At 64.2% G+C, this 24,738-nt stretch carries 19 protein-coding genes; 10 read left to right on the plus strand and 9 right to left on the minus strand.

Annotated elements, in window-relative coordinates; genetic code table 11:
• Nucleotides 1-76: 76 nt before the first annotated feature.
• From clpX to QZ648_RS03310, 5 genes are all read right to left on the minus strand, one after another.
• A complete protein-coding gene (clpX, locus tag QZ648_RS03290; RefSeq protein ID WP_291996093.1) occupies nt 77-1,348 on the minus strand; it encodes an ATP-dependent Clp protease ATP-binding subunit ClpX in 1,272 nt (423 codons plus the stop codon).
• Between the two features lie 59 nt (nt 1,349-1,407).
• Nucleotides 1,408-2,037 (minus strand): ATP-dependent Clp endopeptidase proteolytic subunit ClpP, encoded by a 630-nt coding sequence (gene clpP, locus QZ648_RS03295; protein WP_291996094.1) that lies wholly within the window; start codon nt 2,035-2,037, stop codon nt 1,408-1,410.
• A 32-nt stretch (nt 2,038-2,069) separates the two neighbouring features.
• Entirely contained in the window at nt 2,070-3,428 is a 1,359-nt protein-coding gene (gene tig, locus QZ648_RS03300; protein ID WP_291996095.1) for a trigger factor, read from the minus strand.
• Nucleotides 3,429-3,862: 434 nt separating this feature from the next.
• Nucleotides 3,863-4,717: a hypothetical protein gene (locus tag QZ648_RS03305; protein WP_291996096.1), complete on the minus strand. Its 855-nt coding sequence runs from the start codon at nt 4,715-4,717 to the stop codon at nt 3,863-3,865.
• Between the two features lie 1,135 nt (nt 4,718-5,852).
• Complete coding sequence (locus QZ648_RS03310) at nt 5,853-7,250, minus strand: sodium:solute symporter (RefSeq protein WP_291996097.1); 1,398 nt, start codon at nt 7,248-7,250, stop codon at nt 5,853-5,855.
• Nucleotides 7,251-7,399: 149 nt separating this feature from the next.
• Between QZ648_RS03310 and QZ648_RS03315 the strand changes: the two genes are divergently transcribed.
• Entirely contained in the window at nt 7,400-7,975 is a 576-nt protein-coding gene (locus tag QZ648_RS03315) for a VTT domain-containing protein (protein WP_169067680.1), read from the plus strand.
• On the opposite strand, the gene QZ648_RS03320 is transcribed toward QZ648_RS03315, so the two are convergent.
• The 4 genes from QZ648_RS03320 to QZ648_RS03335 are packed head-to-tail and all read right to left on the minus strand — an operon-like array spanning nt 7,972 to nt 12,529.
• Entirely contained in the window at nt 7,972-8,952 is a 981-nt protein-coding gene (locus QZ648_RS03320; RefSeq protein ID WP_291996098.1) for an alpha/beta fold hydrolase, read from the minus strand. The two genes, QZ648_RS03315 and QZ648_RS03320, sit on opposite strands and share 4 nt — an antisense overlap.
• 15 nt (nt 8,953-8,967) lie before the next feature.
• Nucleotides 8,968-10,575, minus strand: a complete 1,608-nt coding sequence (locus QZ648_RS03325) for a GMC family oxidoreductase (protein WP_169067679.1) — start codon at nt 10,573-10,575, stop codon at nt 8,968-8,970.
• Complete coding sequence (locus tag QZ648_RS03330; protein ID WP_291996099.1) at nt 10,575-11,078, minus strand: hypothetical protein; 504 nt, start codon at nt 11,076-11,078, stop codon at nt 10,575-10,577. The genes QZ648_RS03325 and QZ648_RS03330 overlap by 1 nt, the downstream gene beginning before the upstream one ends.
• Complete coding sequence (locus QZ648_RS03335; RefSeq protein WP_291996100.1) at nt 11,075-12,529, minus strand: coniferyl aldehyde dehydrogenase; 1,455 nt, start codon at nt 12,527-12,529, stop codon at nt 11,075-11,077. Before QZ648_RS03335 ends, QZ648_RS03330 begins: the two co-directional genes overlap by 4 nt.
• Nucleotides 12,530-12,840: 311 nt before the next feature.
• Between QZ648_RS03335 and QZ648_RS03340 the strand changes: the two genes are divergently transcribed.
• The 9 genes from QZ648_RS03340 (at nt 12,841) to QZ648_RS03380 (ending at nt 24,494) form a co-directional block, all read left to right on the plus strand.
• Nucleotides 12,841-13,572 carry a hypothetical protein gene (locus QZ648_RS03340; RefSeq protein WP_169067676.1) on the plus strand — a complete coding sequence of 244 codons (732 nt, stop codon included), beginning with the start codon at nt 12,841-12,843 and terminating at the stop codon, nt 13,570-13,572.
• Between the two features lie 424 nt (nt 13,573-13,996).
• A complete protein-coding gene (locus QZ648_RS03345; RefSeq protein ID WP_291996101.1) occupies nt 13,997-14,407 on the plus strand; it encodes a hypothetical protein in 411 nt (136 codons plus the stop codon).
• Nucleotides 14,408-14,584: 177 nt separating this feature from the next.
• Complete coding sequence (locus QZ648_RS03350; RefSeq protein WP_169067674.1) at nt 14,585-15,796, plus strand: lytic murein transglycosylase; 1,212 nt, start codon at nt 14,585-14,587, stop codon at nt 15,794-15,796.
• A 205-nt stretch (nt 15,797-16,001) separates the two neighbouring features.
• On the plus strand, nt 16,002-16,685 hold the full coding sequence (locus tag QZ648_RS03355) for an ABC transporter ATP-binding protein (protein ID WP_169067673.1): 684 nt from the start codon (nt 16,002-16,004) through the stop codon (nt 16,683-16,685).
• Entirely contained in the window at nt 16,682-19,342 is a 2,661-nt protein-coding gene (locus QZ648_RS03360) for an FtsX-like permease family protein (RefSeq protein ID WP_169067672.1), read from the plus strand. Before QZ648_RS03355 ends, QZ648_RS03360 begins: the two co-directional genes overlap by 4 nt.
• Before the next feature lie 18 nt (nt 19,343-19,360).
• Nucleotides 19,361-20,437, plus strand: coding sequence for a lipocalin-like domain-containing protein (locus QZ648_RS03365; protein ID WP_169067671.1), 1,077 nt, complete (start codon nt 19,361-19,363; stop codon nt 20,435-20,437).
• A 627-nt stretch (nt 20,438-21,064) separates the two neighbouring features.
• A complete protein-coding gene (locus tag QZ648_RS03370; protein WP_291996137.1) occupies nt 21,065-22,504 on the plus strand; it encodes a VWA domain-containing protein in 1,440 nt (479 codons plus the stop codon).
• 83 nt (nt 22,505-22,587) lie between these two features.
• Entirely contained in the window at nt 22,588-23,160 is a 573-nt protein-coding gene (locus tag QZ648_RS03375) for a sigma-70 family RNA polymerase sigma factor (protein WP_169067669.1), read from the plus strand.
• The gene (locus QZ648_RS03380) at nt 23,157-24,494 is read left to right on the plus strand and encodes a hypothetical protein (RefSeq protein WP_169067668.1); all 1,338 of its coding nucleotides are present in this window, start codon (nt 23,157-23,159) and stop codon (nt 24,492-24,494) included. Before QZ648_RS03375 ends, QZ648_RS03380 begins: the two co-directional genes overlap by 4 nt.
• Nucleotides 24,495-24,738: the final 244 nt, after the last annotated feature.

The following is a 24,738-nucleotide window of genomic DNA, read 5'->3' on the forward strand; positions in this document are numbered from 1 at the left end:
GTCCTTCAGGTTGAGGTTCGTGCCGTCAGATGGTGGCGCGGACCCGTATTTCAAGCCGCAGGCTGCGGCCAGGACATCAGTTGCCGCCAGAAACCTTGGGTTGATCCGTATAGACCAGGATCGGCTGGGCATCGCCGACGATGGCATTCTCGTCGACAACGACCTCCGAGACATTGTCCATACCGGGAAGTTCGTACATCGTATCGAGCAGGACGGACTCGAGAATCGAGCGCAAACCACGTGCGCCGGTCTTCCTTTGCAGCGCTTTTTTGGCGATCGCCATCATCGCCGCCGGGCGGATTTCCAGCCCCACGCCTTCCATTGCGAAAAGCTTCTGATACTGTTTCACCAGCGCGTTCTTGGGCTCGACGAGAATGTCGACCAGTGCAGCCGCCGACAACTCCTCAAGCGTGGCAAGCACCGGCAAACGACCGATCAACTCGGGAATCAGACCGAACTTGATCAAATCCTCGGGCTCGACGCTGCGCAGCACTTCGCCAATCGCCTTCTTGCTGTCCTTGCTCTTGACCTCGGCGCCAAAGCCGATACCACCACGCTCCGAACGGTCACGAATGACTTTTTCGAGGCCATCGAAAGCCCCCCCGCAGACGAACAGAATGTTTGTCGTATCGACCTGTACGAAGTCCTGGTTCGGATGCTTGCGCCCACCCTGCGGTGGCACCGAAGCCACCGTGCCTTCGATCAACTTGAGCAGTGCCTGCTGCACACCTTCACCGGAAACGTCGCGGGTGATCGACGGATTGTCGGATTTGCGCGAGATCTTGTCGATTTCGTCGATGTAGACGATGCCACGCTGCGCTTTTTCGGTGTCGTAGTCGGCCTTCTGCAGCAGCTTCTGAATGATGTTCTCGACGTCCTCGCCGACATAGCCGGCCTCGGTCAAGGTCGTCGCGTCAGCCATCACGAACGGCACATCGAGCATCCGCGCCAGCGTCTGCGCGAGCAAGGTCTTGCCCGATCCTGTCGGACCGATCAGCAGGATATTGCTCTTGGCGAGTTCAACCTCATCCTTGCTCTTGCCATGATGACGCAGGCGCTTGTAGTGGTTGTAGACGGCCACCGACAAAATGCGCTTGGCCTGCTCCTGACCGATTACGTACTGGTTGAGGAGAGCCGCAATTTCCTTCGGGGTCGGCAGTTCGCCGTCGGCGCCCTTACCGCCCTGCTCACCGGCGATCTCGTCGCGCACAATGTCGTTGCAGAGCTCGATACACTCGTCGCAGATAAACACTGACGGCCCGGCAATCAGCTTTTTTACTTCATGCTGACTCTTGCCGCAGAACGAGCAGTAGAGCAGCTTCTCACTGCCACTTTTCTTTTCTGACATCTCGACCTACCTCACTGTCAATCCGTATGGACACCTATGGACACCGCCCGGATGCGAGCTCAAACCGCATCCCGATTGGCCAGTACCTTGTCGATCAGACCGTATTCTGCCGCTTCTTGGGCCGAAAGGAAATTGTCACGGTCGGTGTCGCGTTCAATACGCTCCATCGGCTGGCCGGTGTGATGCGCCATCAATTCGTTGAGTTTGGCACGCAGCGAAAGAATTTCCTTGGCGTGAATCGCGATATCGGAAGCCTGGCCCTGGAAGCCACCCATTGGCTGGTGAATCATCACTCGCGAATTGGGCAAGGCAAAGCGCTTGCCGCGCGCACCAGCCGTGAGCAGAAACGCCCCCATCGAGCAGGCCTGTCCCATGCACAAGGTCGACACTGCGGGCTTGATGAACTGCATGGTGTCATAGACCGACAGGCCAGCCGAAACCGAACCGCCAGGCGAATTGATGTAGAAATGGATATCCTTGTCGGGATTCTCCGCCTCCAGGAAAAGCAGCTGCGCCACCACCAGATTGGCGGTCACATCATTGACCGGACCGACCAGGAAGATGACGCGCTCCTTGAGCAGGCGCGAGTAGATGTCGTAAGCGCGTTCGCCACGACCGCTCTGCTCGACCACCATCGGGACCAGACCCAGCGCCTGCGGATCCCAGCTGCTGCCATGGTCTATGTTCATTTCGGCTCCTCTGCTGCGCGAGTGTTGCGTGTTCAGGATGATTGCCCCATCAATTCGCCGAAGGCGACCGGCTTGTCGACCACTTTCACGCTGGCCAGCATCCAGTCCACCACATTGCCCTCGATTGCCGCGCTCTCGAAGTCGCCCAAGCGCTCGCGCTGCGCATAGTACCAGCGGACGACTTCCTCGGGATGTTCGTAGCTCTGCGCGGCCTCCTCGACCAGCGCCCGCACCTTCTCCGGCTTCGCCTGCAGCTCGTTCTGCTTGACGATCTCGGCAAGCACCAGGCCCAGCCGGACCCTACGCGTCGCTTGATCGACGAACCATTCGCGCTGCATCGGCAGGTCCTTGACCTTCATCCCGCGCTGCTCCATATCCTGGCGGGCCAGGTCCTGCAGACGCTCGATCTCGCGGTCGACCAGCGCTCCCGGCACGGCGACCGGATTGGCCTCGAGCAGTGAATCCATGACCTGGCTGGTAATTTTCGCCTGCAGGCGCTTCTTTACCTCGCGCTTGAGATTGCCCTCGATTTCGGCACGCATCTTGACCAGGTCGCCATCTTCCACGCCCAGTCCCTTGGCAAATTCGGCATCGACTTCTGGCAGCACCGGAGCGCCAACTTCCTTGACCGTGATCTCAAAGCTCACCGTCTGACCGGCGAGTTCCTTGGAGAAATACTCGCTCGGAAAAGTCATCTCGAAGGACTTGCTTTCGCCCGCCGGCGTACCGATCACGGCACTCTCGAAGTCGGCCAACATCTTGCCTTCACCGAGAACGAACTGATAATCCTTGCCCTCCCCGCCCTGGAAAGGCACGCCATCCTTCTTGCCCAGGAAGTCGATGCTCACCCGGTCGCCGCTCGCCGCCGCCCGATCGACCGGCTCATAGCGCACCCGCTGTTTGCGCAGGATCTCGATCGTGCCGTCGACCTCCGTAGGGCCGACGTCAAGAACCGGACGCTCGACTTCCATAGCCGAAATATCCTTGACCACGATCTCTGGAAAAACCTCGAAGACTGCCGAGAACTGCAGGTGCGTCGTGCTCTCGCCGCTCCCGTTCTCGATCTTCGGGCTGCCGGCAACGCGCAACTGCTGCTTCGTCACCTCCGCGCTGAACAAGCTGCCGAGCGCCTCGCTGAGCGCTTCCTGGCGAGCCTGGTCACCGTACTGTTGCCGAATGATGCTCGCCGGAACCTTGCCGGGGCGAAAGCCCGACATCTTCATATTCTTGCCAAGGCGCTTCAGACGCTGATCGACTTCCTTGTCGAGATCGGCGAGAGCGATCGACAGATCGAGTCGGCGCTCAAGTGGGTTTACGGCTGCTTCGGCGGCAGCGCCGGTCTCGGCGACTGCGTCGGTGTCAGTGTCAGTGTTGGCGGCGTTCGTTTCCATTAAGAATCCTTGTCATACGGGCAAAAAGGTGTGTGTGTTCAGCTCGGCCGAAAGAACCCGAGCCTCCGGACAATACGGCACTGAGCTGCCAGAGCGAAGTGACAGAGGCCATGCTGCCGGCACGTCAGCGTTCGACAGCCGCAGCGTTCACGATGCAAGCGGTCTTGATGAGTGTTCGCCAAGCACCCGCAAGCGAGCGAACACATCCTCGCGAAACTTCCACTCACTTCAGCTTCGCATTCGCGCTCGCACGGTCATTCCGCCGCGTCGCATACGAAAAGCACAGGATTCTACAGCAATAATTAGTGGCTCGAAACCTGTGGCGCACGGCTGGGGGCCGGTAGACGATCGGCGGGCCGTGCTGGGCGCCTGGTGGTTGGCGTCGGGCGCCCTAACCGAGGCCCATGCGCAAGACGGCCAGCGGCTTCGCGGCGTCAATGACCATCGCTACGTCTCGGCAGCTCCCCGCGAGGCTTATCCCGCCCTGGCTGCGCCTGCGGGTCGTAGAAACGCAACCCCTCCTGCTTGAATTTCTCCTCCCACGGGTCAAATGGCTGCGCCGGCGGCGGCTGTGGCTTTTCAATTGGCAGAGGCGTCGGCCTTGGTCGGTGTCCCGGAGCATAGCCCGGCCTGTAACCTGGCCCGTGCCACGGTCGCTGATAGCCGCCGGAAACATGGCGCAGGATGAAGGTCACCGGCGCGGCCTGTTCAAGCACCGCGCCGTAGCGGTCTACAATCGTCGCGTCGAGCTGCTGGCGCTGATTGGCTGGCGGCAGTACATCGCCCCAGAACTCCGGAGGAATCGTGAATTCGCTGGCCGTAAAGCGCTGCCCGACGGCCTGGCCGTTGACCCTGACTTCGATCGCATGCCCGGCGCCGAGCTGCAGCGGCGGCTCGATGGCAACGCGCACGTCGAAGAGCGCGCTGTTGGCGACGACGCTGCCGTTGTCCTCCGGGGAGACAATGCGGAAGCTGCGGTAAGCGAGCGTCGCTGCCTGTGTTCTGCCTTCTTCCTCAGGTGATCGTGGGCTGGCATCGGCTTTCGATACAGGAACGGGTTCGACAACATTGATCGGTGGCAAGGTCACCGCCTTGGCGCCAGGCTGCTGCCGATCAGAGAAGACGGGGCTGCCGGCACCGCGAGTAACGAAGACTTCCTGCTCGGCCGCCAAGGTGGGAAGCGCAAACAGGAGGCAGAGCTGCGCCGCCAGAACATCTATGGCGGGCGAGCAAACGGCGCGCGACCAAACATGGATCGCCAGCTGTGCGAACCTGACGATCGCTGGCATTTTTTGAGGTGCCGTTACCGTTAAGGGCCGCTGTCGCATCGGGAAGTCTTTGCATGGCCGGAAGATGCACCCAGTATCGACCTGCCTCGCTGGTCTGGCAAGCGCTGTCGTGAGCGTGACCACGGATCATCAGGGTTGCACCAAGCGATCGCGCCATTCGGCTTTTAGTATGAGAAGTCGTGCGGCGAGACGCGCTGAGCGTTGAGGCAACACCGCAGCGGAGAGAGTACCCAACGGATAAGGTAGGACCACGAGAGCGTTTGGCGTTTCGATGATTGTGTGCTCGGAGAGGGCTTTTGCTGTCGTGACGAACGTGGTCGTAGAGTCATCGCCCAATGACTCGGGCTCCTACACTTGACTCTCCAACCCGGAACTGGCCTTTCACAAGCTACGCCTCGGCTTGGACCGCCTCCAGTTCGCATCCAGGCCCACCAGCCATGCCGCAGTCCGCTGACCTGCAAGTTAAAAACGATTGACCACTGGCGTTGCGACCTTACAATCCTCCAAGGCTGCAACGATGCTATTCGAGCCAGGACTGAGTCCATGAAGCGCAAGATATACGTTGAAACATCCGTAATTTGCTACCTGACTGCTCGGCCGAGCAAGAACGTCATTGAAGCTGGCCATCAGCAGAGCACCGACCTCTTCTGGGATCGGTGTAGCCAATTCGATTTGGTCGCCTCGGAACTCGTGGTCATGGAATGTAATGCCGGAGATCCCATGGCGGCAAACAAGCGGCATGACGCGCTGTCGCGGGGATACCACTACTCGACATCACTGCGCTCAGCGTTGAACTCGCGAAGGGCCTAGCGCGACCTTGCGACGGACTCGCTTCGCTCGCCGCTGACTCCTGACATCAGCCGCGCCGACCCGTTTCAACTTCGATGGGCAGGTTTGCCTCCACTTGAAGCTTCGACGGCTATCATTAGCCGAAGGCATCCCCACAGCTGGGAGTGACGACGCAAGCCCGAAGCGATTCCACATCTGCATCGTAGCCAGATAAAAGGCCAAATGTAGGAGCCCGATTCATCGGGCGACACGCTACCACCAGCTTTCCGACGACAAGCGCAAGCTACCCCGCTATCCGCCTTGCACGCGAAAATCGCGGTGTGCATGCGCGGCAATCCGGCGCTCCTCAAGCCGCGTTCCCGCAACTTCGCAGGCGATGGCTCGGCAGCAGCAAGGGCAGGAAGAACACTGCCGAGCAGAGCGCCAGGCCGTAGAGGTTGGTACCGAGCAGGATCGCGTATTTGCCGTCACCGATCGCCCAGCTTGCCGGAATAAGTTGCATGACTTGCAGAATACCAAGCAGCATGCCACTCCAGAAGGCGAGGTGGAAAGACAGCGGTGAGTAGCCGACCCAGCGCGAGAAGAGGAAGATCGGCGCCAGGCCGATGACCATGGTGCCACTGATCGTCGTCGCCTTGAGGATGTCGGTGCCGGCGAGCATCGGCAGATTGCCGAGCAGCGCAAAGACGATCATGGTCAGCGCGCCGACCCGCACCGCACGCGGCAGGGGGGCGCGTCGGGCAAGCATTGGCAGCTCCTGCGCCACCGACTTCGACAGCGAGGAGAAAGTCGAGTCGAGGGTCGAAGCGGCCGAGGAAATCATCACCGCGATCATCGCGAAGAAGCCGGCAAAACCCAGCCCGCGGGCGACGTCGGCAGGGATATTGCTGCCCGAGGTGATGCCTTCGAGGCGCGCGTGCACACCGACCAGACTGAAGGCGACAATACCCAGGAAGCCCAGGACGCCAGCGACGATGAAAGCGCGCAACATGCTTTTCTCGCGCGAGATGAAGCCGCGATCGGTGAGCACCGGATCGTGGAAGGGGTAGGAGAAAACCTGTAGCAAGGCGACCAGCAGCAGGTCGACGCCGCCGGCCAGCGTGAAGCTGCCTTCCCTCAGCAGTTGCGTCGGTGAGTGTGCCGGCAGTACCAGGGCGACGACGACGCCCAGGAAGAGCAGGAAGACGACGGCCTGGATGACGTCGGTGAAAATCGAACTGCGCAAGCCGCCCTTGAGGCTGTAGAACAGGACGACGGCGGTGAACAGCAGCGCAGCGCCGATGAAGGCTGCCGATCCCGACTCGCCGTAGTAGCCACCGACGACGGCCGTATTGCTCCACACCTCGTTGAACAGGCGAACGAGGATGGCTAATGAAAACGCCAGCGCCGCACCGCGGCCGTATTTTCCGACCAGAAACGAGACCAGTCCGGTCGCCCCCTCACGGGTGCGCAAGCGGTAGATGACCACGCCGGCAAGCGGAATCGACAGCCAGTAGGTGGCGTAGGCCAGCCCGCCGACGATACCGTAGGCGGCACCGAGGTTGGCGGCATTGGTCACCGATTTGGCAAAGATCCAGCTGATGAAAACGCTCATCATCAAGGCCCACTCCGAAGGTTCACGCCCCTGTGCGTCGTGGCCACGGAAAAAACCGGCAGCGTCGCTGCTGCGCGGCGAGATCAGATACATCGCGGCGCCGAAGAGGAGCAGAAAACCCCAGAAGAATAGTCCGTGCAGTTCGTTCATCTTGTTGTTCTCACGTTTTACACAGTAGCAGGGAGTGGAAGCATGGTTTTCGTGGCCAGCAATGCTATGGTCGTCGCATGTCGGCGATGGCTTACAGTCGAGCCGAAGTATTTTTTTGTGCCAGGAAGAGCCATGAATTCAACCGCCGCATGCTGAAGCAGCGCGCCATCCCCTGGCCGCGCCTCTTGGCCGTGGTCCTGTTTCTCGGCGTGCTCTTCGCCAGCTTCGAACTATCCGGGCTGCGCGATCACTTCAGTCTCCAGTTTCTGCAGGAGCGCTTCCTGGAGAACAAGCTCAGCGGACTGCTGATCTTCGTGGCGCTGTTTGCGCTCGGCAATCTCATCCAGATTCCGGGGTGGATTTTCCTGGCCGCGGCAGTGCTCGCCCTCGGCCGCATCTGGGGTGGCGCAGTGACCTACCTTGCCGCGTGCCTGTCGTGTGCGCTCACCTTCCTGAGCATTCGCCTGCTTGGCGGCGATGCCTTGCGGCAGTTGCACAGTCCCCTCGCCACGCGCTTGCTGGCACAGCTCGATGCCCGGCCAATTGGCAGCATGGTCGTCCTGAGAGTCATCTTCCAGACCGTGCCGGCGCTCAACTACGCGCTGGCGATGTCGGGTGTGCGCTTTCGCGAGTACATGATCGCCACCCTGCTCGGACTGCCGCTGCCGATCGCCCTGTACTGCCTGTTTTTTGACTTTCTGGCGCGGCTGCTGCGGCTCGGCTAGGCGTCTGCGGCATTAGAGATCTCGCCGGTATCGCTCACTGCGCCCGGGCGACGCGCCGCAGTCTGCTCGAGCACCGTCAGCAGCGCCTGAATGACACGCGGCGAGTAAAGCATCGCCAGGTGTCCGACGCCGTCAATCCTCTGCTCCTGCGCACCGTGCAATTCGAGCAGCGCTGGCGGCATGACGAAATTGTCGTGCGGACTGTAGAGGGCCACTGCGTCGACGCTCGCTGGCGGACTGGCCAGGGCCTGCAGCCAGGGGCTGTGCGGGCGCATCTGGCGACCGTTGTCACCGAGGCCGAGGCGCGCCAGTTCACTGCCCTGATGCGGAGTCCCAAGGGTGACCAGCCGGGCGACGCGCGCGTCACCATAGCGCTGCAGATAGGCACGTGAAACCAGCCCGCCCATGCTGTGGCCAACGAGGATCACCTGTGCGGCACCGGTCGCGGCGAGCAGCTCGTCGACCCGCCTGGCCACGGGATCGACGTAATTGTCGATGCTCGTGTAGATCGGTTCCAGGCTGATCGTCGCCACGGTCCAGCCGGCCGCTTCGAGGTGTCCACGCAGCCACCACCATGCACCGCGCGAACAACCATAGCCGTGTATCAGCAGGATCGGCGGCCGCCTGCGCTTAGCCACAGCAGCCGCTGTTCTCCCTTCGTCAGTCGGCGCTTGCAGACGATCGTCGCCCATCCACCAGCGCTCGAAGGGCATGATGACGGTGAAGGTGACGACAAAACTCGCGTACTCGCCAAGCGCCATCAAAAGCCTTTTCCGCGCCGACAAGCGAGGTGCCAACAAGCCGTAGGCCCGGGCAAAGGCGTAGCTGACGGCGATCACCACGGCGCGCAACGCGAGCATGATCAGCAGCGCAAGAGGAACGGCGGCGGCAAACGAGGTGTCGCCAATACTCATCACCAGGATGACGTAAAACGTGATTTCCAGCACATGCGAAAGGCGAAGGGCGCGTGCGAGCATGGCGGTATGACTCCTTCAGGGGATGGCGGGAAGCGGCCGGCCCGACAACTCCGCGGCTAGCAGACTGGCATTGCGAGCAACCAGACCATAAATGGAAAGCTGCGGATTGACGCCCAGGCTGGTCGGAAAAACCGAACCGTCGAGCACTGAAAGATTATCGAGCCAAAAGTGTCGTCCGCGGTGATCGACGACGCCGCGCTGCGGAGCATCGGCCATGCCGCAACCACCCATCACGTGCGCGCTGACCACCCGGCAAAGGAAAGGTTTGAGCGGCAGTTCGGCGATTCCTTTCCTGGCTGCCGCCCAGCTCGTATAGTCGGGTGTCGTCTCGTGCACCGGGGTCACCCAACGAGCACCGGCGGCGAACTGGATCTCGGCCATCGCCAGCAAAGCACGGCGCGCGGCCTCCCAGATCACCGCGTCGAGCGGATAATCGAGCACCGGCAGGCGACCGGCGCCGAGGCGCACCTGGCCGCCGCGGCTTGCGGGGTTGAAGCCATCACGCAACAGCGCCAGCACGACATTGACCTTGGTGAAGTCGCCCATCAGACGAGCGTGCGCCTCGCCGTGGCCCTGCAGGGTCGTCGAATAGAGCACCGGGTGCAACGGCGGCGTTTCGAGTTTGAAGCCCAGCGGACCGTCGATCGGCGCCTGGTGCAGGAAGTGATCGCTGTAGATCGACTGCGGCGCACCGGCGTAGGCGTCGACGCGATCGTCCATCAGTGCCGAGGAAATCACCACCGGGTGCAGGAAAGTGCGCTTGCCGAGCAGCCGGTAGGGATCGGGAACGCTGCTGCGCATGAGCAGCGCCGGACTGCCAATGGCACCGGCGGCAAGGACGAAGTGGCGAGCACGAAAACGCAGTCGCCGGCCGGAAAGGTGAATTCCGTCGGACTGCAGTGCACTGCAGTCAAGCGCTACGACCTGGCTGCCATCGCAACGCAAACGCTCGGCGCGCAGGCGAGTGTAAAGCGTCGCGCCGCGGTTCAAGGCGGCCGGGATAGTGGTCAGCAACATTGACTGCTTGGCGTTGGTCGGGCAGCCCATACCGCAATAACCAAGGTTCCAGCAGCCCTTGACGTTGCGCTTGATATGGCCGACCGCAATGCCGAGCTTCGCGGCACCGGCGGCGAGGAGCGCATTGTTCGGGTTCGGCGGCGTATCCCAGGGACGCACCCACAGCTTGTGCTCCATGACCGCGAACCATGAGCTCATCGACTCGGCGCTCAGCTCGTGCAGACCGTAGTGGCGCTGCCAGAAGTCGAAGACCTCGGGCGGCGTGCGAAAGCTGCTGGTCCAATTCACCGTCGTCGAACCGCCGACGCAGCGGCCCTGCAAAATGTTGATCGCCTTGTCGGCCGTTTTGCGCGCCGCCGATTCCTGGTACAACTCGGGATAGGCCTCGCTTTCAAGCATATTGAAGTCGCTTGACGAGCGCAGCGGCCCCTCTTCGACAAGGACGACGCGCAGACCGGCAGCGCTGAGCAGATCGGCGGTAACGCCGCCGCCGGCACCAGTACCGACGATCACCACATCGGTGTCGATCGTCTGGCTGTGCGGCAATGCCGACGCGTCAATATGTTTCCAGCCGCCGGCCAGGCCGAGCTTGATCGGATCTTCCATCAGAAATACCCTCGCGGTGGTCCGGGATAGCTGATCGCCTGCCAGGCCTCCGGACGTCCGTACCAGGCGCCGTAGGTGAGATCGTGCAAAGCCCCGTAAGCACTCTGCAGCAGGCTGAGGCGGCTGAACCGCCAGGACTGCAGGAATTCGCCAACCTCGGCGACGCTGGCCTCACGCCACGGCGTGCTGACGCCGGCAAGTACCCTGCGCGCCGGCGCAATCACCAGCAGTCCGAAGAGCTCGCCGATCTCCTGCTGGCTGGCTGCAGAAAGACCGGCCACGGCCTTCGCAATGCCGTCGACGGTTTGCGCCAGCAGTGGCTGCCGTTGCCCGCCCTGCGCTGGCAGGACGCCGTCGAGCATGGCGTTGACCACCGCGCCAAGCATCTCGCGTTCGGCGGCGCTGAAACGCCGCGGCCCGGCGGCGTTGAGCCAACCGGAAAAGGACAGTAGCAGGCCGCCGGCGAGCCCGGTCTGGATAAACTGTCGACGCCCGTAAGTCATCGCATGATGATCCGCGTCAAGAGCTTGAACAGGCGGCCATACGGCGGCTTGAAGAGGCCGATGCCGGACAGCCGCGACTGCCGGAAGACGCCCTTCCTGGAGGAGAAGGTCTCGAAGCCCTCGAAACCGTGATAGCAGCCCATACCACTGGCGCCGACACCGCCGAAAGGCAGGTCGTCCTGGGCGATGTGCAGGATGGTGTCGTTGATCGTCACACCGCCGGAAACTGTTTCATTGAGCACTCGCTCGATACGCTCGCGATCGCTATCGAAGTAGTAGAGCGCCAGCGGGCGTGGCCGGCTGTTCACGAAAGCAATCGCCTCGTCGAGATGCCGGTAGGGCCGAAGCGGCAACAGCGGCCCGAAGATCTCCTCCTGCATGACGCGTTGCGTGTCGCCGACGCCGAGTAGCACCAACGGCGGCAAGCAGCGCTTCGCCGCGTCGGCAGCCGCAGCGGGGGCCAGTTCGATAATCTTTGCGCCGCTCGCCCGGGCCTCGTCAACGTAAGCGCTGAGGCGAGCGTAGTGGCGCGGGTCGATGATCGTCGTGTAATCGCCATTCGTCGCCAGTTGCGGATAGGCGCTGGCGACGACGGCGCGAGCGCAATCGATGAACGCCTGTTCGTCACCGGCCGGCAGCAAAACATAGTCCGGCGCGATGCACGTCTGGCCGGCGTTCATGCACTTGCCGATCAGGATGCGCTCGACGGCGCGCGCGAAATCCTTGCTCGCCGCCAGCCCGGGAGCGATGATCGCCGGCGACTTGCCACCGAGTTCAAGCGTCACCGGCGTCAGATGATCGGCCGCCGCGCGCATGACATGATGGCCAACGGCAGTCGAACCGGTAAATAGCAGATGATCGAAAGGCAGTTGCGAAAACGCCTGCGCGACACTGGCGTCGCCTTCGACCACCGACAACTCGTCCGCAGAAAAAGTCTGCGCGACCAGGGTGGCGAACAGCGCGGCGGTATGCGGCGACATCTCGGACATCTTGACCAACGCCCGGTTGCCGGCTGCCAGTGCCGCGGCAAGCGGAGCGATGGCCAGGAGAATCGGATAGTTCCAGGGGACGATGATGCCCACGGCGCCGAGTGGCTGATAGCGAACTTCTGCCCGCCCCGGCTGGAACCACAGCGACACCGAGCGCCGCTGCGGACGCATCCAGCGGCGCAGGTGGCGGCGTGCGTAGCGAATCGCTTCGTAACTCGGGAAGAGCTCGAGCAAACGCGTTTCAGCCGGCGAGCGGTGGCCAAAATCGCAACTGACCGCTTCGCCAATCGCCACCGCGTTATCACGCAGCATCTGATCGAGAGCCGCCAAACGGCGTTCGCGGACCGCGCGCTGCGGATTCGGGTCACCGCGTGCCGCACCCTGCTGCAGGGCAAAGCGCTCGGCCAGCGGCTGCGCCTGGAGCTGGGCCAAGCGCGCGGTCGACGTTTCAGAATGAGGCATCAAGTACTCCTTGCTAACGATCATGACCTGCCGAGAAACACCGGATCATGGAAGTCATGACCGCCCTCCTCTCACTTGCAGTGCGCATTCCGGCTTGCACGCCGGAATCGTTCGCCGGGCAGGGAGCATGCTTCCTGAACTCCCCGCCTCACCCCGGACCCTTCTCCCACGACGGGCGAAGGAAGGTTGGTGAGTCGCGTACACTACTTCCACACTAAGCTGTGGTGCAGAGCTAGTGTATGTTGCAGCGGCGCTTCTCGTTAGGCGAAGCCCTCTAAACAGCCTCCGCGCGGCCGGGCATAATCCTCTCCATGAACGATCCGACAGCCTCAATAGAGAAACAGCAAAGCGCCGCAGCACTGCGCCGACACCTGAAAGCAGCGAAGAATCTGCGCCAGCAGGCGAAGGTGGATCCGGCGGCAGCACGCGCGCGCCTGTACCTGCGGGAATGGCAGGCCGACCGCCTGGTGCGCAGCCATCGCCAACTGCTTGGCAGTCCGCGCTTCGGACCCGCCGCCAGCTTCTTCATCTCGGACCTCTACGGGCCCAAGGACTTCAGCTGCCGCGACGAGGAAGTCGAGCGCATCCTGCCCTTGCTGATCAAGATGTTGCCGGCGTCGGCGCTGCGCACCATCGCGCTGGCTGTCGAACTCGACGCCTTGACCGAAGAACTCGACTCGGCGATGGTCACTGAACTCTGTCGCGCCGGGCAGATCGAGCACATCGACGAAGCCGCCTACGCCGCGGCCTACCGTGCCGTCGCCTGCCGGGCCGAGCGCCAGCGCCAAATCGTCCTGATTCGCGAAACCGGCCAAGCACTCGACAGGCTGACAAAAAAGCCGCTGCTGAGCAGTCTTCTCAAAATGATGCGTCACCCCGCGCAACTCGCTGGTCTCGGCGACCTGCACCAGTTCCTGGACCGCGGCTTCAATGCCTTTCGGGGCATGGGCTCGAGCAGCGACTTTCTGGACGCCATCGAAGACAGGGAGCAGCAAGTCCTGAGCCGCCTTTTTGACGGCGTCGACGATCCCTTTCGGATCTAGGCACAGCCCCGAAACCCTCACCGAATCGAGATAGCACGAGTCTTTCTTATACTTTGCATCAGTAGTTTGTGGTGTTTATTTCGCCTATCACTTGAAGTTTTGAAGCGACTTCTTACACGCTGTCACATAGCGAGACAGAGAGCACACAGACTCGGGGCACGGGTACCGATAGTATTCGTTTGTCGCTGCGGTGTTCCTCCTCCCCTCCCCTCGTTGGGAATACTGCAACGGCGGCAGCACAGGCCCGACCAGTCCCCCCTGGCGGGCCTTTTTTTTGCCCTGAGTGGAGAGCCAACGCCACTCCATCCGCCGTGGCCAGCCGCCGACGCGGTCCAGGAGAGGTGACTGGCCGCCGCGCCACGGACACTTTACAATGCGCAGCAGACCTAGCGCTTCCTCACGGAACGTACCCACAAGGATTTCGATGAAAATCAATGAGCAACAATCCGGCGCCTACCGAGCGCCGCTGGCAGGCCCCCCGACGAGCGTCGTCGGCAAGCTGCTGACGATTGCAGCCGGCATTCTGATTCTGGTCGTCGCTTTCATGTTTTCGATCCTCGCGCTCGGCGTCGTGCTCGTCGTCGGCGTGCTGATCTTCGCCTACCTCAAGTGGAAAACGCGCCACCTGCCGCAACACCTGCGCGACCTGCACGAACGCATGCAGGAGCAGGCCGGCCGCCAAGGCGGCTACCAAACGCCACCAGCGGGCGGACGGGTAATCGAGGGCGAAGTCATCAGCGAGGACGAGTACCGCGCGAGCACCGCGCCCGCACAGTCGTCGAACGACGACCAGGGCCGCGCCACGGGTCGTCCGCGCACTCCCGGCACGCCCTGAGTTTTTCCGGTCGCGAGTCGCGAGTCCTGACTTCGGCTGAATCTGCGACACTCACGATCGAACGCGCGAATTCACGACCGCCTGCCTCGCTGTCGCCTCTCCATGGTAGCTGCCGAGCCTGACGCACTCGCTAGCCGCAAGCCTCCCTTCCAAGTCCCCACTGATCACAGACCTGCCATGAAAATCACCTGCCTCGCCATTTCCCTGGCGCTGATGACCAGCGCCGTCGCCGCCCAGGAAGTCGATCCGAACGATCGCTTCAGCTCATGCATGAAGACGCAGCGTGCCGTCGCTTCGTCAAAGCGAGGCATTTCGACAGCCTCCTTCGACCGTCTGACCAGCGGCTTGTCGCCCGACCTCAGCGTGCTCGAGTTTCTCGACTACCAACCCGAGTTCCGCTCGCCGATCTGGGACTACCTTTCCGGCCTGGTCGACGAGGAACGCGTCGCCGACGGCCTCGCAATGCGCGCCAAATGGGCCGACACCCTGGCCATTGTCAGTGAGCGCTACCAGGTCGACGCGGCGACGGTTGTTGCCGTATGGGGCGTCGAAAGTAACTACGGACGCAACTTCGGCAGCCGCCCGCTGCTCACTTCGCTCGGCACGCTGGCCTGCTTCGGCCGCCGGCAATCGTATTTCAGCGGCGAATTCCTGAGTGCGCTGAAGATTCTCGACTCCGGCGACATCGAACCGGATAAGCTGGTCGGGTCCTGGGCCGGCGCCTTTGGCCATACCCAGTTCATGCCGTCCACCTTCCTGCGCCTGGCGGTCGATGGCGACGGCGACGGCAAGCGCGACCTGATGGGCAACGTCCCTGATGCGCTGGCCTCGACCGCCAACTTCCTGCACAAGGGCGGCTGGCGCGAAGGCCAGCCCTGGGGCTACGAGGTCCTGCTGCCGGCCGGCTTCGACAGCAGCGTTTCCGGCCGCCGCGACAAGCGCCCGCTGTCCTACTGGACGGCACGCGGCGTTCGCCGTGCCGACGGCCAAGCGATCGCCGCTACCGATAGCGCCGCCGGACTCCTCCTGCCGGCCGGCCCCGAGGGTCCGGCTTTCCTGGTGTTCCGCAACTTCGACGTAATCTATGGCTACAACGCCGCCGAAAGCTACGCCCTGGCCATTGCCCACCTTTCCGACCGCATCAGGGGCGGCAAAGGCTTCGTCACCCCCTGGCCGACTGATGACCTGGGCCTGTCGCGCCTCGAACGCCGCGAGTTACAGACCCTGCTGCTCGCCCGCGGACACCCGATCGGAGAAGCCGACGGGATGATCGGCGCCAAGTCCCGCGAAGCGATCAAGGTCGAGCAACAACGCCTGGGCATGACTGCCGACGGCCGCGCCGGGCAGAAAATCTTGAGCGGCCTGCGGGCCAATTCGACGAGTAAATAGGCGGTCGCCCACCCGGCGGCCGGCGACAAGCCACGTCCGGGACCACGCCGGGCACCCGAACAGCGCACTGCGCACCAGAGAGGAGAAGATGCTGTCACTCCGCACCTCGGCGAGATCTGCATCGACGCAAGGCAACTGTGTGCGGGGGTGCATGTCCGGCTGCCGATCCCCTGGATCGAGCACCGCGGCAGGCGGCGGCTGATCGATGCTGCGCGTCGCCGACCTCGCCAAACAGTACCGCAGGGCCAGCCGGCCGCTCTTCAGCGCCCTCTCCTTCGCCATCGCCAGCGGTGAAATCGTCGCTCTTGTCGGCGAATCAGGCGTCGGCAAGAGCACCCTGCTGAACTGCATCGCCGGACTCGATACCGCCGACCGCGGCGCTATCGCCATCGGCCCGCAGGCCCTCGACATCGTCGCTCTCGACGAGACGGCGCGCGCCGCCTTGCGCGCGCGCAGCATCGGTTTCGTTTTCCAGGCCTTTCATGTCCTGCCCACGCTGACCGTCGCGCAGAACATCGCCGTGCCGCTGCTGCTCTGCGGAGTACCCGCCGGCGAGCATACGCCGCGCACGCAGGCGCTGCTCGAACGCGTCGGTCTGGCGGATTTTGGGCCGCGCTGGCCAGCGTCGCTGTCGGGCGGCGAGCTGCAGCGCGTGGCCATTGCCCGCGCGCTGGTGCACCGTCCGGCGCTGGTACTGGCCGACGAACCGACCGGCAACCTCGACCCACGCACCGCCGACGAGGTCCTCGCGCTGCTGCTCGAACGGGTCCGCGAGCAACAGACCAGCGCGCTGGTCGTCACTCACTCGCAGCACGTCGCACAGTCCTGCGACCGCATCCTGACGCTGACCCCGGACGGCCTGCTGGGATGCCGGCGCGCCGGGGAATGATCAGCAGTAAGGGGCTGCCAGCGGGCAGGATGCGGGCGCTGAGCACGCTTTCCTGGTGGCTGATCTGCGCCCAGTTCAAGACGCGGCGCGCAGCGACCCTGCTCTCGATGCTGGCCATCGCGCTCGGTGTCGCGCTCGGCTACGCGATCCATCTGATCAACGACGCCGCGCTGAGCGACTTTTCACGGGCGATGAAGAGCGTCCAGGGCGACCCCGACGCGGTCATCGCGGCGCGCGACAGCGCTGGCAGCGTGCCGCTGGCGACAATCAACGCCATCGCCCGCGACCCGGCGGTGCTGCTCGTCGCCGCGGTCATCGAAACGCGCGTGCGCATCGACAACGCGCCTACCCCGGTGCGCCTGATCGGCATCGACGTTTTCAGCGCCGCGGCGGTAATGCCCGACCTGCTGCCGCGCCAGGATGAGCAGGCCGCCGCGCCGAATATCCTCGACGGCGGCGTTTACGCCTCGCCGGCCCTGCTCGACCAGCTTTCCCACGGAGTCAAAGGCAGCCAGGGCAAGGAAGGCAAAGACTCCGGCACACGCGCAGGGGACACCCTGAAGCTGCTGCGTGGCGAGCAGCAGTGGCTGGCGACGCTCGCCGGCGACCTGCCGGCGGCGCGCCCTGGCGACCTGCTGCTGGTCGCCGACATTGCCTGGGTGCAGGCGCGATTCGGCCCGGCCGACGCAGTCAGCGAGGGCCGCGTGCGCCTGGCGCCGGATACCGATCTGGCAAGCTGGCGCCAGGCGTGGGCGCAGCGACTGCCGGCGGGGCTGCTGATTCGCGCCGCCGACGACGACAGCGCACGCGTCTCCAACCTCTCACGCGCCTATCGCGTCAATCTCAACGTCCTGGCGCTGGTCGCCCTGCTCACCGGCACCTTCCTGGTCTTTGCCACGCAGCTGACCGCGGTTGCCCAGCGCTCGACGCAGTTTGCCCTGCTCGGCGTCCTTGGCCTTTCGCCGCGCATGCGCCTGTTGCAGGTCCTGCTCGAAGGTGTGGCGATCGGCGTGCCGGGAGCGCTGCTCGGGCTGGCCCTCGGCTACACGCTGGCCGTCGCCTTCACCCAGCTGCTCGGCGGCGATCTCGGCGGTGGCTACTTCGCCGGCAGCGCCCCGCTGATCGTCCCGGCGCCGGCACCGGCGCTGCTCTTCCTGGCACTCGGTTGCCTGGCCAGCCTGGCCGGCGCCAGCTACCCGGCCTACCTGAACCGCATGCAGCCGCTGGCGCAGGCACTGAAGACCGGCTTTGCACAACGGCCACCTGCTGAGGCAGCGCTCGCCGCGCATTCCGGGACTTCCTGGCATTCTCGGCATTCCTGGCTGGCGCGGCTGCGAACTCTGTCGTCGCTGCCCTTGCAGCCGCCGCTACTGGCGCTGGCCGCGTTCGCGCTGGCGCAGCTGCCGCCGTTGTTCGAACTGCCGCTCGCCGGCTATGCGTCGATCGCCCTGGTGCTGGTCGTCGGCATCGCCAGCGCGCCGCTGCTCACGCAACTGCTTTTCGGCTGGCTCAGCGCGCAGCCCCTGCCGGCGCCGCAACGCATCGCGCTGCAGAATGTCGCACAGGCGCCGCTGATGGCGCAGGTGGCGGCCAGTGGGCTGATCGTCAGTTTCGCCCTGACTGCGAGCATGGTGATCATGGTCTCCAGCTTTCGCATCGCCGTCGACGAATGGCTCGATCACGTCCTGCCGGCGCCGCTCTACCTGCGCAGCAAGGCCACGCCGCTGCCGCAGGACCTGCTCGGCGCCCTGACACAGCCCGACGCACCCTTCGCCAAAGTCGAGCGCATGGCCAATGCCGCGCTGACCATCGACCCGCAGCGACCGCAGGTGGCACTCCTGATACGCGAAATCGAGCCTCGCGACCCGGCAGCACGCCTGCCGTTTACCGGCCCGCTGCTGGCGCCGCCGGCCGCCATGCCCGCGGTTTGGATCAGCGAACCAATGGCCGAAATCTACCGCCTGGCGCCCGCTCAGACGCTACAGCTGCCGCTGCTCGGACGCCAGGTTCCAGTTTTCATTGGCGGCGTCTGGCGCGACTACGGCCGGCAATTCGGCGCCGTGGTCATCAGCAGGGAGGATTATCAGCAACTCGGCGGTGATTTCCAGCCCACCGACCTGGCGCTGTGGACGCTGCCCGGGCAGGAAGCGCAGGCCAGCGCCTGGCTGGCGCCCTGGGCCGAGCAGTACGGCCTGGAAGTCGCCGACAGCGCCGCCATTCGCCGCTTGAGCCTGTCGATTTTCGACAAAAGCTTCGCCGTGACCTACGCGCTCGAAGCCGCCGCGATGCTGATCGGTCTGTTCGGACTGGCGGTGACGCTGGCCGCCAGCGTCTGGCTGCGCGCCCGTGAACTGGCGACGCTCGGCGCGCTGGGTTTCGACCGCCGCATGCTGAGCCACGCGGTGATGCTCGAAGGTGCGCTGATCGCCGCCGTCGGCCTGCTCATCGGCCTGGCCTGCGGGATCGCCATCGGTGCCATCCTGACGCATGTCGTCAATCCGCAGGCTTTTCACTGGCGAATGACGCTGGCGATTCCCTGGGCCGTGGTCTTCGCCGGCGCGGCCATCACCCTGGCGGCGGCGGTACTCGCCAGTCGCTACGCGGCGCGCCAGGCGACCCGCCTGCCGGTCGCCCAGGTCCTGGCCAACGCCCAGTAGGCGGAAGGAAACCCACCCGTGCGTCGCCGCAGCTTCCTGTGCACTCCCCTGCTCCTGCCGACGCTGGCCCTGGCGGCACCGGTGCGACCGCCGGTCACCTATGCACCGGTCAGCCGCGGCGTCGAACTGGCTTTCCCGCGTGACCACGGCGCGCATCCGGATTTTCGTACCGAATGGTGGTACGTCACCGGCGCCCTCGACTCGCCACGGACCGATATCGGTTTTCAACTGACCTTCTTTCGCAGCCGACCGGGCAGCGCGGAAGACCTGCGCTCGCCACTTGCGGCACACCAGATCCTGTTTGCACACGCCGCGCTGACCATTCCCGGCGAGCGTCTTGTGCACAGCGAACGCGCCGCGCGCGCCAATCTTGGCGCCGGCTTTTCGAGCAGCGACTGCGACGTACACATCGGCGCCTGGCGGATGCACCGCGAGGAGCGCAGCACGGGTGAGGTTTTCAGGCTGCAGATGCAGGGCGCCCAGTTCTCGTACGACTTCACGCTGACGCCATCGCAGCCGTTAATGCTGCAGGGCGATGGCGGCTATTCCCGCAAAGGCCACGCCCCGGATCTGAGCAGCCACTACGTCAGCTGGCCACAGCTGCAGGTGACTGGCTCGCTGGTCCTCGACGGCCAGCGCCAGGCGGCCAGCGGCCGTGCCTGGTTCGATCACGAATGGTCGACCGCCATTCTTGGCGACGGCGCCGTCGGCTGGGACTGGGTGGGCATCAACCTCGACGACGGTGGCGCGCTGATGGCTTTTCGCATGCGCGACGCGCGAGGCGCGACCGTTTTCGCGCACGCCGCCTGGCGCGATGCCCACGGTCGTATGCGCCAGTTCGCCGCCGACGAAGTCGTCTTCACGCCGATCCGCAACTGGTCCTCGCCACGCAGCCGCGCCAGCTACCCGGTGCAGATCGAAATCCGTCTCGGCGAGCTGAGTGTACGCACGCGGCCGATACTCGACGATCAGGAACTCGCAACGAGCCGGCCGCTGCCGGTCGTCTATTGGGAAGGTCTGGTCCGTCTCGAAGGCGCCCTCAGCGGCCGCGGCTACCTGGAGATGACTGGCTACGCCGGCCGCCTGCAGATGTAGGAGCGTGCGCGATCGAATCGTCAGCGGTACGCCTGACGTAGAAGCCATCCGCCAGCCGGAGGGTGCCGGTGGGCCGCAGTAGCGCGGAGCGACCGACCGATAAAAAAATCAGGCTCGACTTGACCCGGTTTTCTGTTCTCGTCCGTTTCACTATCACGCATCCGCGTTCACGCATTCACGCATTCACGCACTCGTCACCCAAGAATGCGAAAAAGCGTCAAGAGATCGCGCCTCGGCGCACCGAAACTTGGACCAAGAAACAGGAGCCTGACCATGAAACCTCGCACCCCATCCCGCTTGCTCGTCATGCTGCTGGCCGGCCTGCTCGCCGCCTGTGGGCCGTCGCAACAGTACGGCACGCCCACCCAGTCACAGCCACGCAGCGACCAATCTGCGCTCGGACGCGTGGCCGAGAGCGAAACTCGCCCGACCGCGCAAGCCACCCCAGCCGCTCCGACAGCCCCGCCGATGCTGGCCAAGGCGGCGCCACAACCGGCCGAGATGATGGCCACAAACGTCTCGCCCAGCCAGGCGAGCAGGACAAACGAGGCGAAGCTCGAAACACCGGCCAGGGTGGCCGCCGATCAGAGACCCGTCGCCACGCTACCGCCACCGGCCGCCTATCCGATGGCAGCCATGCCGCCCGAGGCGCGCGAGCGCTACAGCCAGCTCACGGACAACGCGGTCAAACAGGTCGCCGAAGCGCCGGTGTCTACCTTCAGCATCGACGTCGACACCGGCAGCTACAGCAATGTGCGACGCATGCTCAATGCCGGCCAATTGCCGCCCGCCGACGCGGTGCGCGTCGAGGAATTGATCAACTACTTCCCGTATGACTACGCATTGCCGAAAGACGATCGTCCGTTTGCCGTGCATACCGAGATGGCACCCGCCCCCTGGAATGCGGAGCGCGTACTGCTGCGCGTCGGCATCAAGGGGCAGGATGTCGCCAAACAAGCCCTGCCGCCGGCGAACGTGGTTTTTCTGGTCGACGTCTCCGGCTCGATGAACAGCGCGGACAAGCTGCCGCTGCTCAAGTCCTCGCTCAAGTTGCTGGTCGCCGAGATGCGCGCCGAGGATCGCATCTCGCTGGTGACTTACGCCTCGGGAACACGGGTGATCCTGCCACCGACGGCCGGCACGGAAAAAGCCACCATCAGCGCGGCGATCGATGCCCTGCAGGCTGGCGGCAGCACGGCCGGCGCTTCCGGCATTCAACTCGCCTACGCCGCCGCGCAACAGAGCTTCATCAAAAGCGGCATCAACCGCATCCTGCTGGCTACGGATGGCGATTTCAATGTCGGCATCGCCGACACGCGCCAGCTCAAAAGCATGATCGAAGAAAAGCGCAAATCCGGCATCTCGCTGTCGACCCTCGGCTTCGGCACCGGCAACTACAACGAAGCGATGATGGAGCAGATTGCCGATGTCGGCGACGGCGCCTATTCCTACATCGACAGCCTGATGGAAGGCCACAAGGTACTGGTCAATGAGATGACTTCCACTCTGGCCACCATCGCCCGCGACGTGAAAGTGCAGATCGAATTCAATCCTTCCGTGGTCAAGGAGTATCGCCTGATCGGCTACGAGAACCGTCAGCTGGCGCGCGAGGATTTCAACAACGACCAGATCGATGCCGGCGATATCGGCGCCGGCCACACCGTCACCGCACTCTACGAACTGACCCTGGCCGGCAGCAAGGCCAGCGTCGACGCGCTGCGCTACACCCCGCAAGCCAGCGTCGAAAGCACCTTGGGCAACGAACTCGGCCACCTCAAGCTGCGCTATAAACAGCCCGGAAGCAGCACCAGCCAGCTCATCGACTTCCCTCTACAACGCCAGGCAATCAAAACGTTCGAGGCCGCCAGTAGCGAATTTCGCTTCGCCAGCGCCGTGGCAGCCTACGGACAGCTTCTGCGCGGCGGCAAATACACCGGCGACTGGCGCTATGCCGACGTCCGCAAGCTGGCGCTGGCCAACACCGGCAGCGACAAGTACGGCTACCGCGGCGAGTTCCTGCGCTTGATTGATCTGGCGGCGGCCCTGGGGAGCAAGCCCGCGGGCTGATACAGCACCCGCTCGCAGCGCTTGGTGCCCGCTTTGCGCGCCTGCTCGCCCGCGGGCGGAGCGGCCGGTCTATACTGCGCGCCATGAAGACCGCCGCCGAACTTGCCGCGCTGCCTGATGAAGACCTGATGCTGCTGGTTGCCAACGGCTTGGTCGAGAAACCCGCTAGCGAGCTCTTCCGGCGCCACAACCGGGCGCTCTTCAACTTCGTCGCCTGGCAGTGCCAGGGAAATGTCGCCCAGGCCGAAGACATCACCCAGCGCAGCTGGGAGAAGCTGATGACACGCTGCGCGGATTACAAACCGCAAGCGGCCTTCCGGACCTTCCTGTTCCAGATTGCCCGCAACCTGTGGCTCGACCTGCGCCGCTCTTCGGCCGAAAAGCAACGCGCGGAACTCGACGACAGCCGCCTCGAAGCGCCCACCGAGGATCTCGCGCCGGAAGCCGAACTGGCCCTGCGCCAGAATCTCGACCGGGTGCACCAGGCCTTGCTCGCCCTGCCCGCCAATCAGCGCGAAGTGGTGGTCTTGCGCTTTTTCAGCGAAATGAGTCTGGAAGAAATCGCGCACACCGTCGGCGAAGGCTTCGAAACCGTCAAGAGCCGCCTGCGCTACGCTTTCACCCGCCTGCGCCGCGAACTGGAGGCACAGGCGTGATCCAGGTGAGCCAGGCCTTCGAAAAGTTTCTGCGCGGCGAAGACCGCCTGGCCCGCTTGCTATGCGAGCTGCCCGCCTATACCCCATCGGCCGAGGCTGAATTCGAGGCAGTTTTTGCGCGAGCGGCACAGGCTGCACAGACCACGGCAATTGCCACACCACCTCAGGCGGCCGCCACGGTAACCACCTCGCCCAGCCCAGCGCCAGAGACAGCCGCGCGCCTCGAGGCCATTCCTTCGGCTTTTGAACCACCCGCCAGCCTGGAAGCCAACTTCCTGAAGATGGCCGCCAGCATTGAATCTGCACAAGCTCCCCGCCGCGAGGCCGTCCTGACGGGCATCGCCAAAGGCGATAGTCCACAAGCCATGCTTGGCGCCGCGCTTGCGCCGGCCAGCGAAGAATGGCTGCGTGCGCAAGCAGTTACCGCGCCAGCCACCCAAGCTGCCCCCGCAGCCACCGCGGTCAAGAATCGCGCCTTCCTCCGCTTTCGCTGCTTCGACCTGCGTTGGGCGGCACTGGCTGGCTTGCTGGCAGCAATCAGCACGCAACTCGTGCTCACCCTCACCCCCGACGCGCAGCAAGTCGCGGTGCAAGACGCTTTCCAGACAGCAATGCTGACGAAGGACGCGTCGAAGAAAGCGGAACTTGGCCAAAACGCGGAGCCCGCACTTGCCGAAGCACAAGTCGCCCTGGAACAAACCCCTGGCGCCATGCGGCAAGGCGCGCAAGACAAGGGCAAACTCGCCGCACGAGAACGCCATGCCGCACCCGGCAGCGGCATGGCACAAGACGCGCGCGCCGACGCACGCGCGGCGCAGCCTGCACCTCCAGCCGCAGCCCGGATGACGGAACAGACAAGCCGCCCGGCGAAGATGGCGGCAAGCGGCATTACAAACACCCCGAAAGAAGAAGGCCCGGCACGCGAGGGCGCCACCGGCGAGATCGCCCGGCAGGAAGCCAAACAGGTCGAGCGCAAAATGCCAGCCGAGCAGCCGGTCAGCACGGCAGCAGAGCAGCCACGCCCGGCAACACTGGCGGCTGCGCCGATGACCCGCCAGAACAGCGTCGACACCGGCATCAGCGCCACGCTCGCTGACGACCCGGCCGACATCGCTGCCCGGCTGCCGACCCGCCCGGCAGGCGCGGTATGGACGGTATGGGCGGTCTATAGCCGCCACATCGACCAGCCTGAACTCGATCGCTGGCTTGAAACCCTGCGCCAGCACATACCGGAAAGCAGCCGCCCGGCGCGTTTCGAGCTGATCAGGGACGACGCCAGCGGCGGCCCAAGCTATCTGCGCATCGTGCCGCCGACCCTGCCCGCCGTCCGATAACTTGCCGCCAACTGGGCGATTCTTTGTCTGGGACTGCAAGGCGACGGTGACTATTGGCGACTACACGCGAGGTGGCCAAACGCGGGGCGACCACCAGGCGCGGGCGACGCCGCATGCGGGTTTCGGTCTGTGGCTGCGCGACCGACGCCAAAGATGTCGCGCGGGCCATTGCTGCCATCGCCAATGCACTCTGAACACGCTTTGCCGGCAATAATTCTCGGCGTACAGCCCGTCCCTTGCCCCT

Source organism: Candidatus Accumulibacter sp. ACC012, assembly GCF_907163155.1.
Taxonomy (GTDB): Bacteria; Pseudomonadota; Gammaproteobacteria; order Burkholderiales; family Rhodocyclaceae; genus Accumulibacter; species Accumulibacter delftensis.

What these genes read in the sequence shown, in the direction of transcription:
- QZ648_RS03355 (WP_169067673.1), top strand. Translation starts at nt 16,002, where the DNA reads ATGCTGCGCGTCGCCGACCTCGCCAAACAGTACCGCAGGGCCAGCCGG.
- QZ648_RS03330 (WP_291996099.1), bottom strand. Translation starts at nt 11,078, where the DNA reads ATGACTTACGGGCGTCGACAGTTTATCCAGACCGGGCTCGCCGGCGGC.
- QZ648_RS03315 (WP_169067680.1), top strand. Translation starts at nt 7,400, where the DNA reads ATGCTGAAGCAGCGCGCCATCCCCTGGCCGCGCCTCTTGGCCGTGGTC.
- QZ648_RS03375 (WP_169067669.1), top strand. Translation starts at nt 22,588, where the DNA reads ATGAAGACCGCCGCCGAACTTGCCGCGCTGCCTGATGAAGACCTGATG.
- QZ648_RS03345 (WP_291996101.1), top strand. Translation starts at nt 13,997, where the DNA reads ATGAAAATCAATGAGCAACAATCCGGCGCCTACCGAGCGCCGCTGGCA.
- QZ648_RS03320 (WP_291996098.1), bottom strand. Translation starts at nt 8,952, where the DNA reads ATGCTCGCACGCGCCCTTCGCCTTTCGCATGTGCTGGAAATCACGTTT.
- clpP (WP_291996094.1), bottom strand. Translation starts at nt 2,037, where the DNA reads ATGAACATAGACCATGGCAGCAGCTGGGATCCGCAGGCGCTGGGTCTG.
- QZ648_RS03310 (WP_291996097.1), bottom strand. Translation starts at nt 7,250, where the DNA reads ATGAACGAACTGCACGGACTATTCTTCTGGGGTTTTCTGCTCCTCTTC.
- clpX (WP_291996093.1), bottom strand. Translation starts at nt 1,348, where the DNA reads ATGTCAGAAAAGAAAAGTGGCAGTGAGAAGCTGCTCTACTGCTCGTTC.
- QZ648_RS03360 (WP_169067672.1), top strand. Translation starts at nt 16,682, where the DNA reads ATGATCAGCAGTAAGGGGCTGCCAGCGGGCAGGATGCGGGCGCTGAGC.
- QZ648_RS03335 (WP_291996100.1), bottom strand. Translation starts at nt 12,529, where the DNA reads ATGCCTCATTCTGAAACGTCGACCGCGCGCTTGGCCCAGCTCCAGGCG.
- QZ648_RS03305 (WP_291996096.1), bottom strand. Translation starts at nt 4,717, where the DNA reads ATGCCAGCGATCGTCAGGTTCGCACAGCTGGCGATCCATGTTTGGTCG.
- QZ648_RS03370 (WP_291996137.1), top strand. Translation starts at nt 21,065, where the DNA reads ATGGCAGCCATGCCGCCCGAGGCGCGCGAGCGCTACAGCCAGCTCACG.
- QZ648_RS03350 (WP_169067674.1), top strand. Translation starts at nt 14,585, where the DNA reads ATGAAAATCACCTGCCTCGCCATTTCCCTGGCGCTGATGACCAGCGCC.
- QZ648_RS03340 (WP_169067676.1), top strand. Translation starts at nt 12,841, where the DNA reads ATGAACGATCCGACAGCCTCAATAGAGAAACAGCAAAGCGCCGCAGCA.
- tig (WP_291996095.1), bottom strand. Translation starts at nt 3,428, where the DNA reads ATGGAAACGAACGCCGCCAACACTGACACTGACACCGACGCAGTCGCC.
- QZ648_RS03325 (WP_169067679.1), bottom strand. Translation starts at nt 10,575, where the DNA reads ATGGAAGATCCGATCAAGCTCGGCCTGGCCGGCGGCTGGAAACATATT.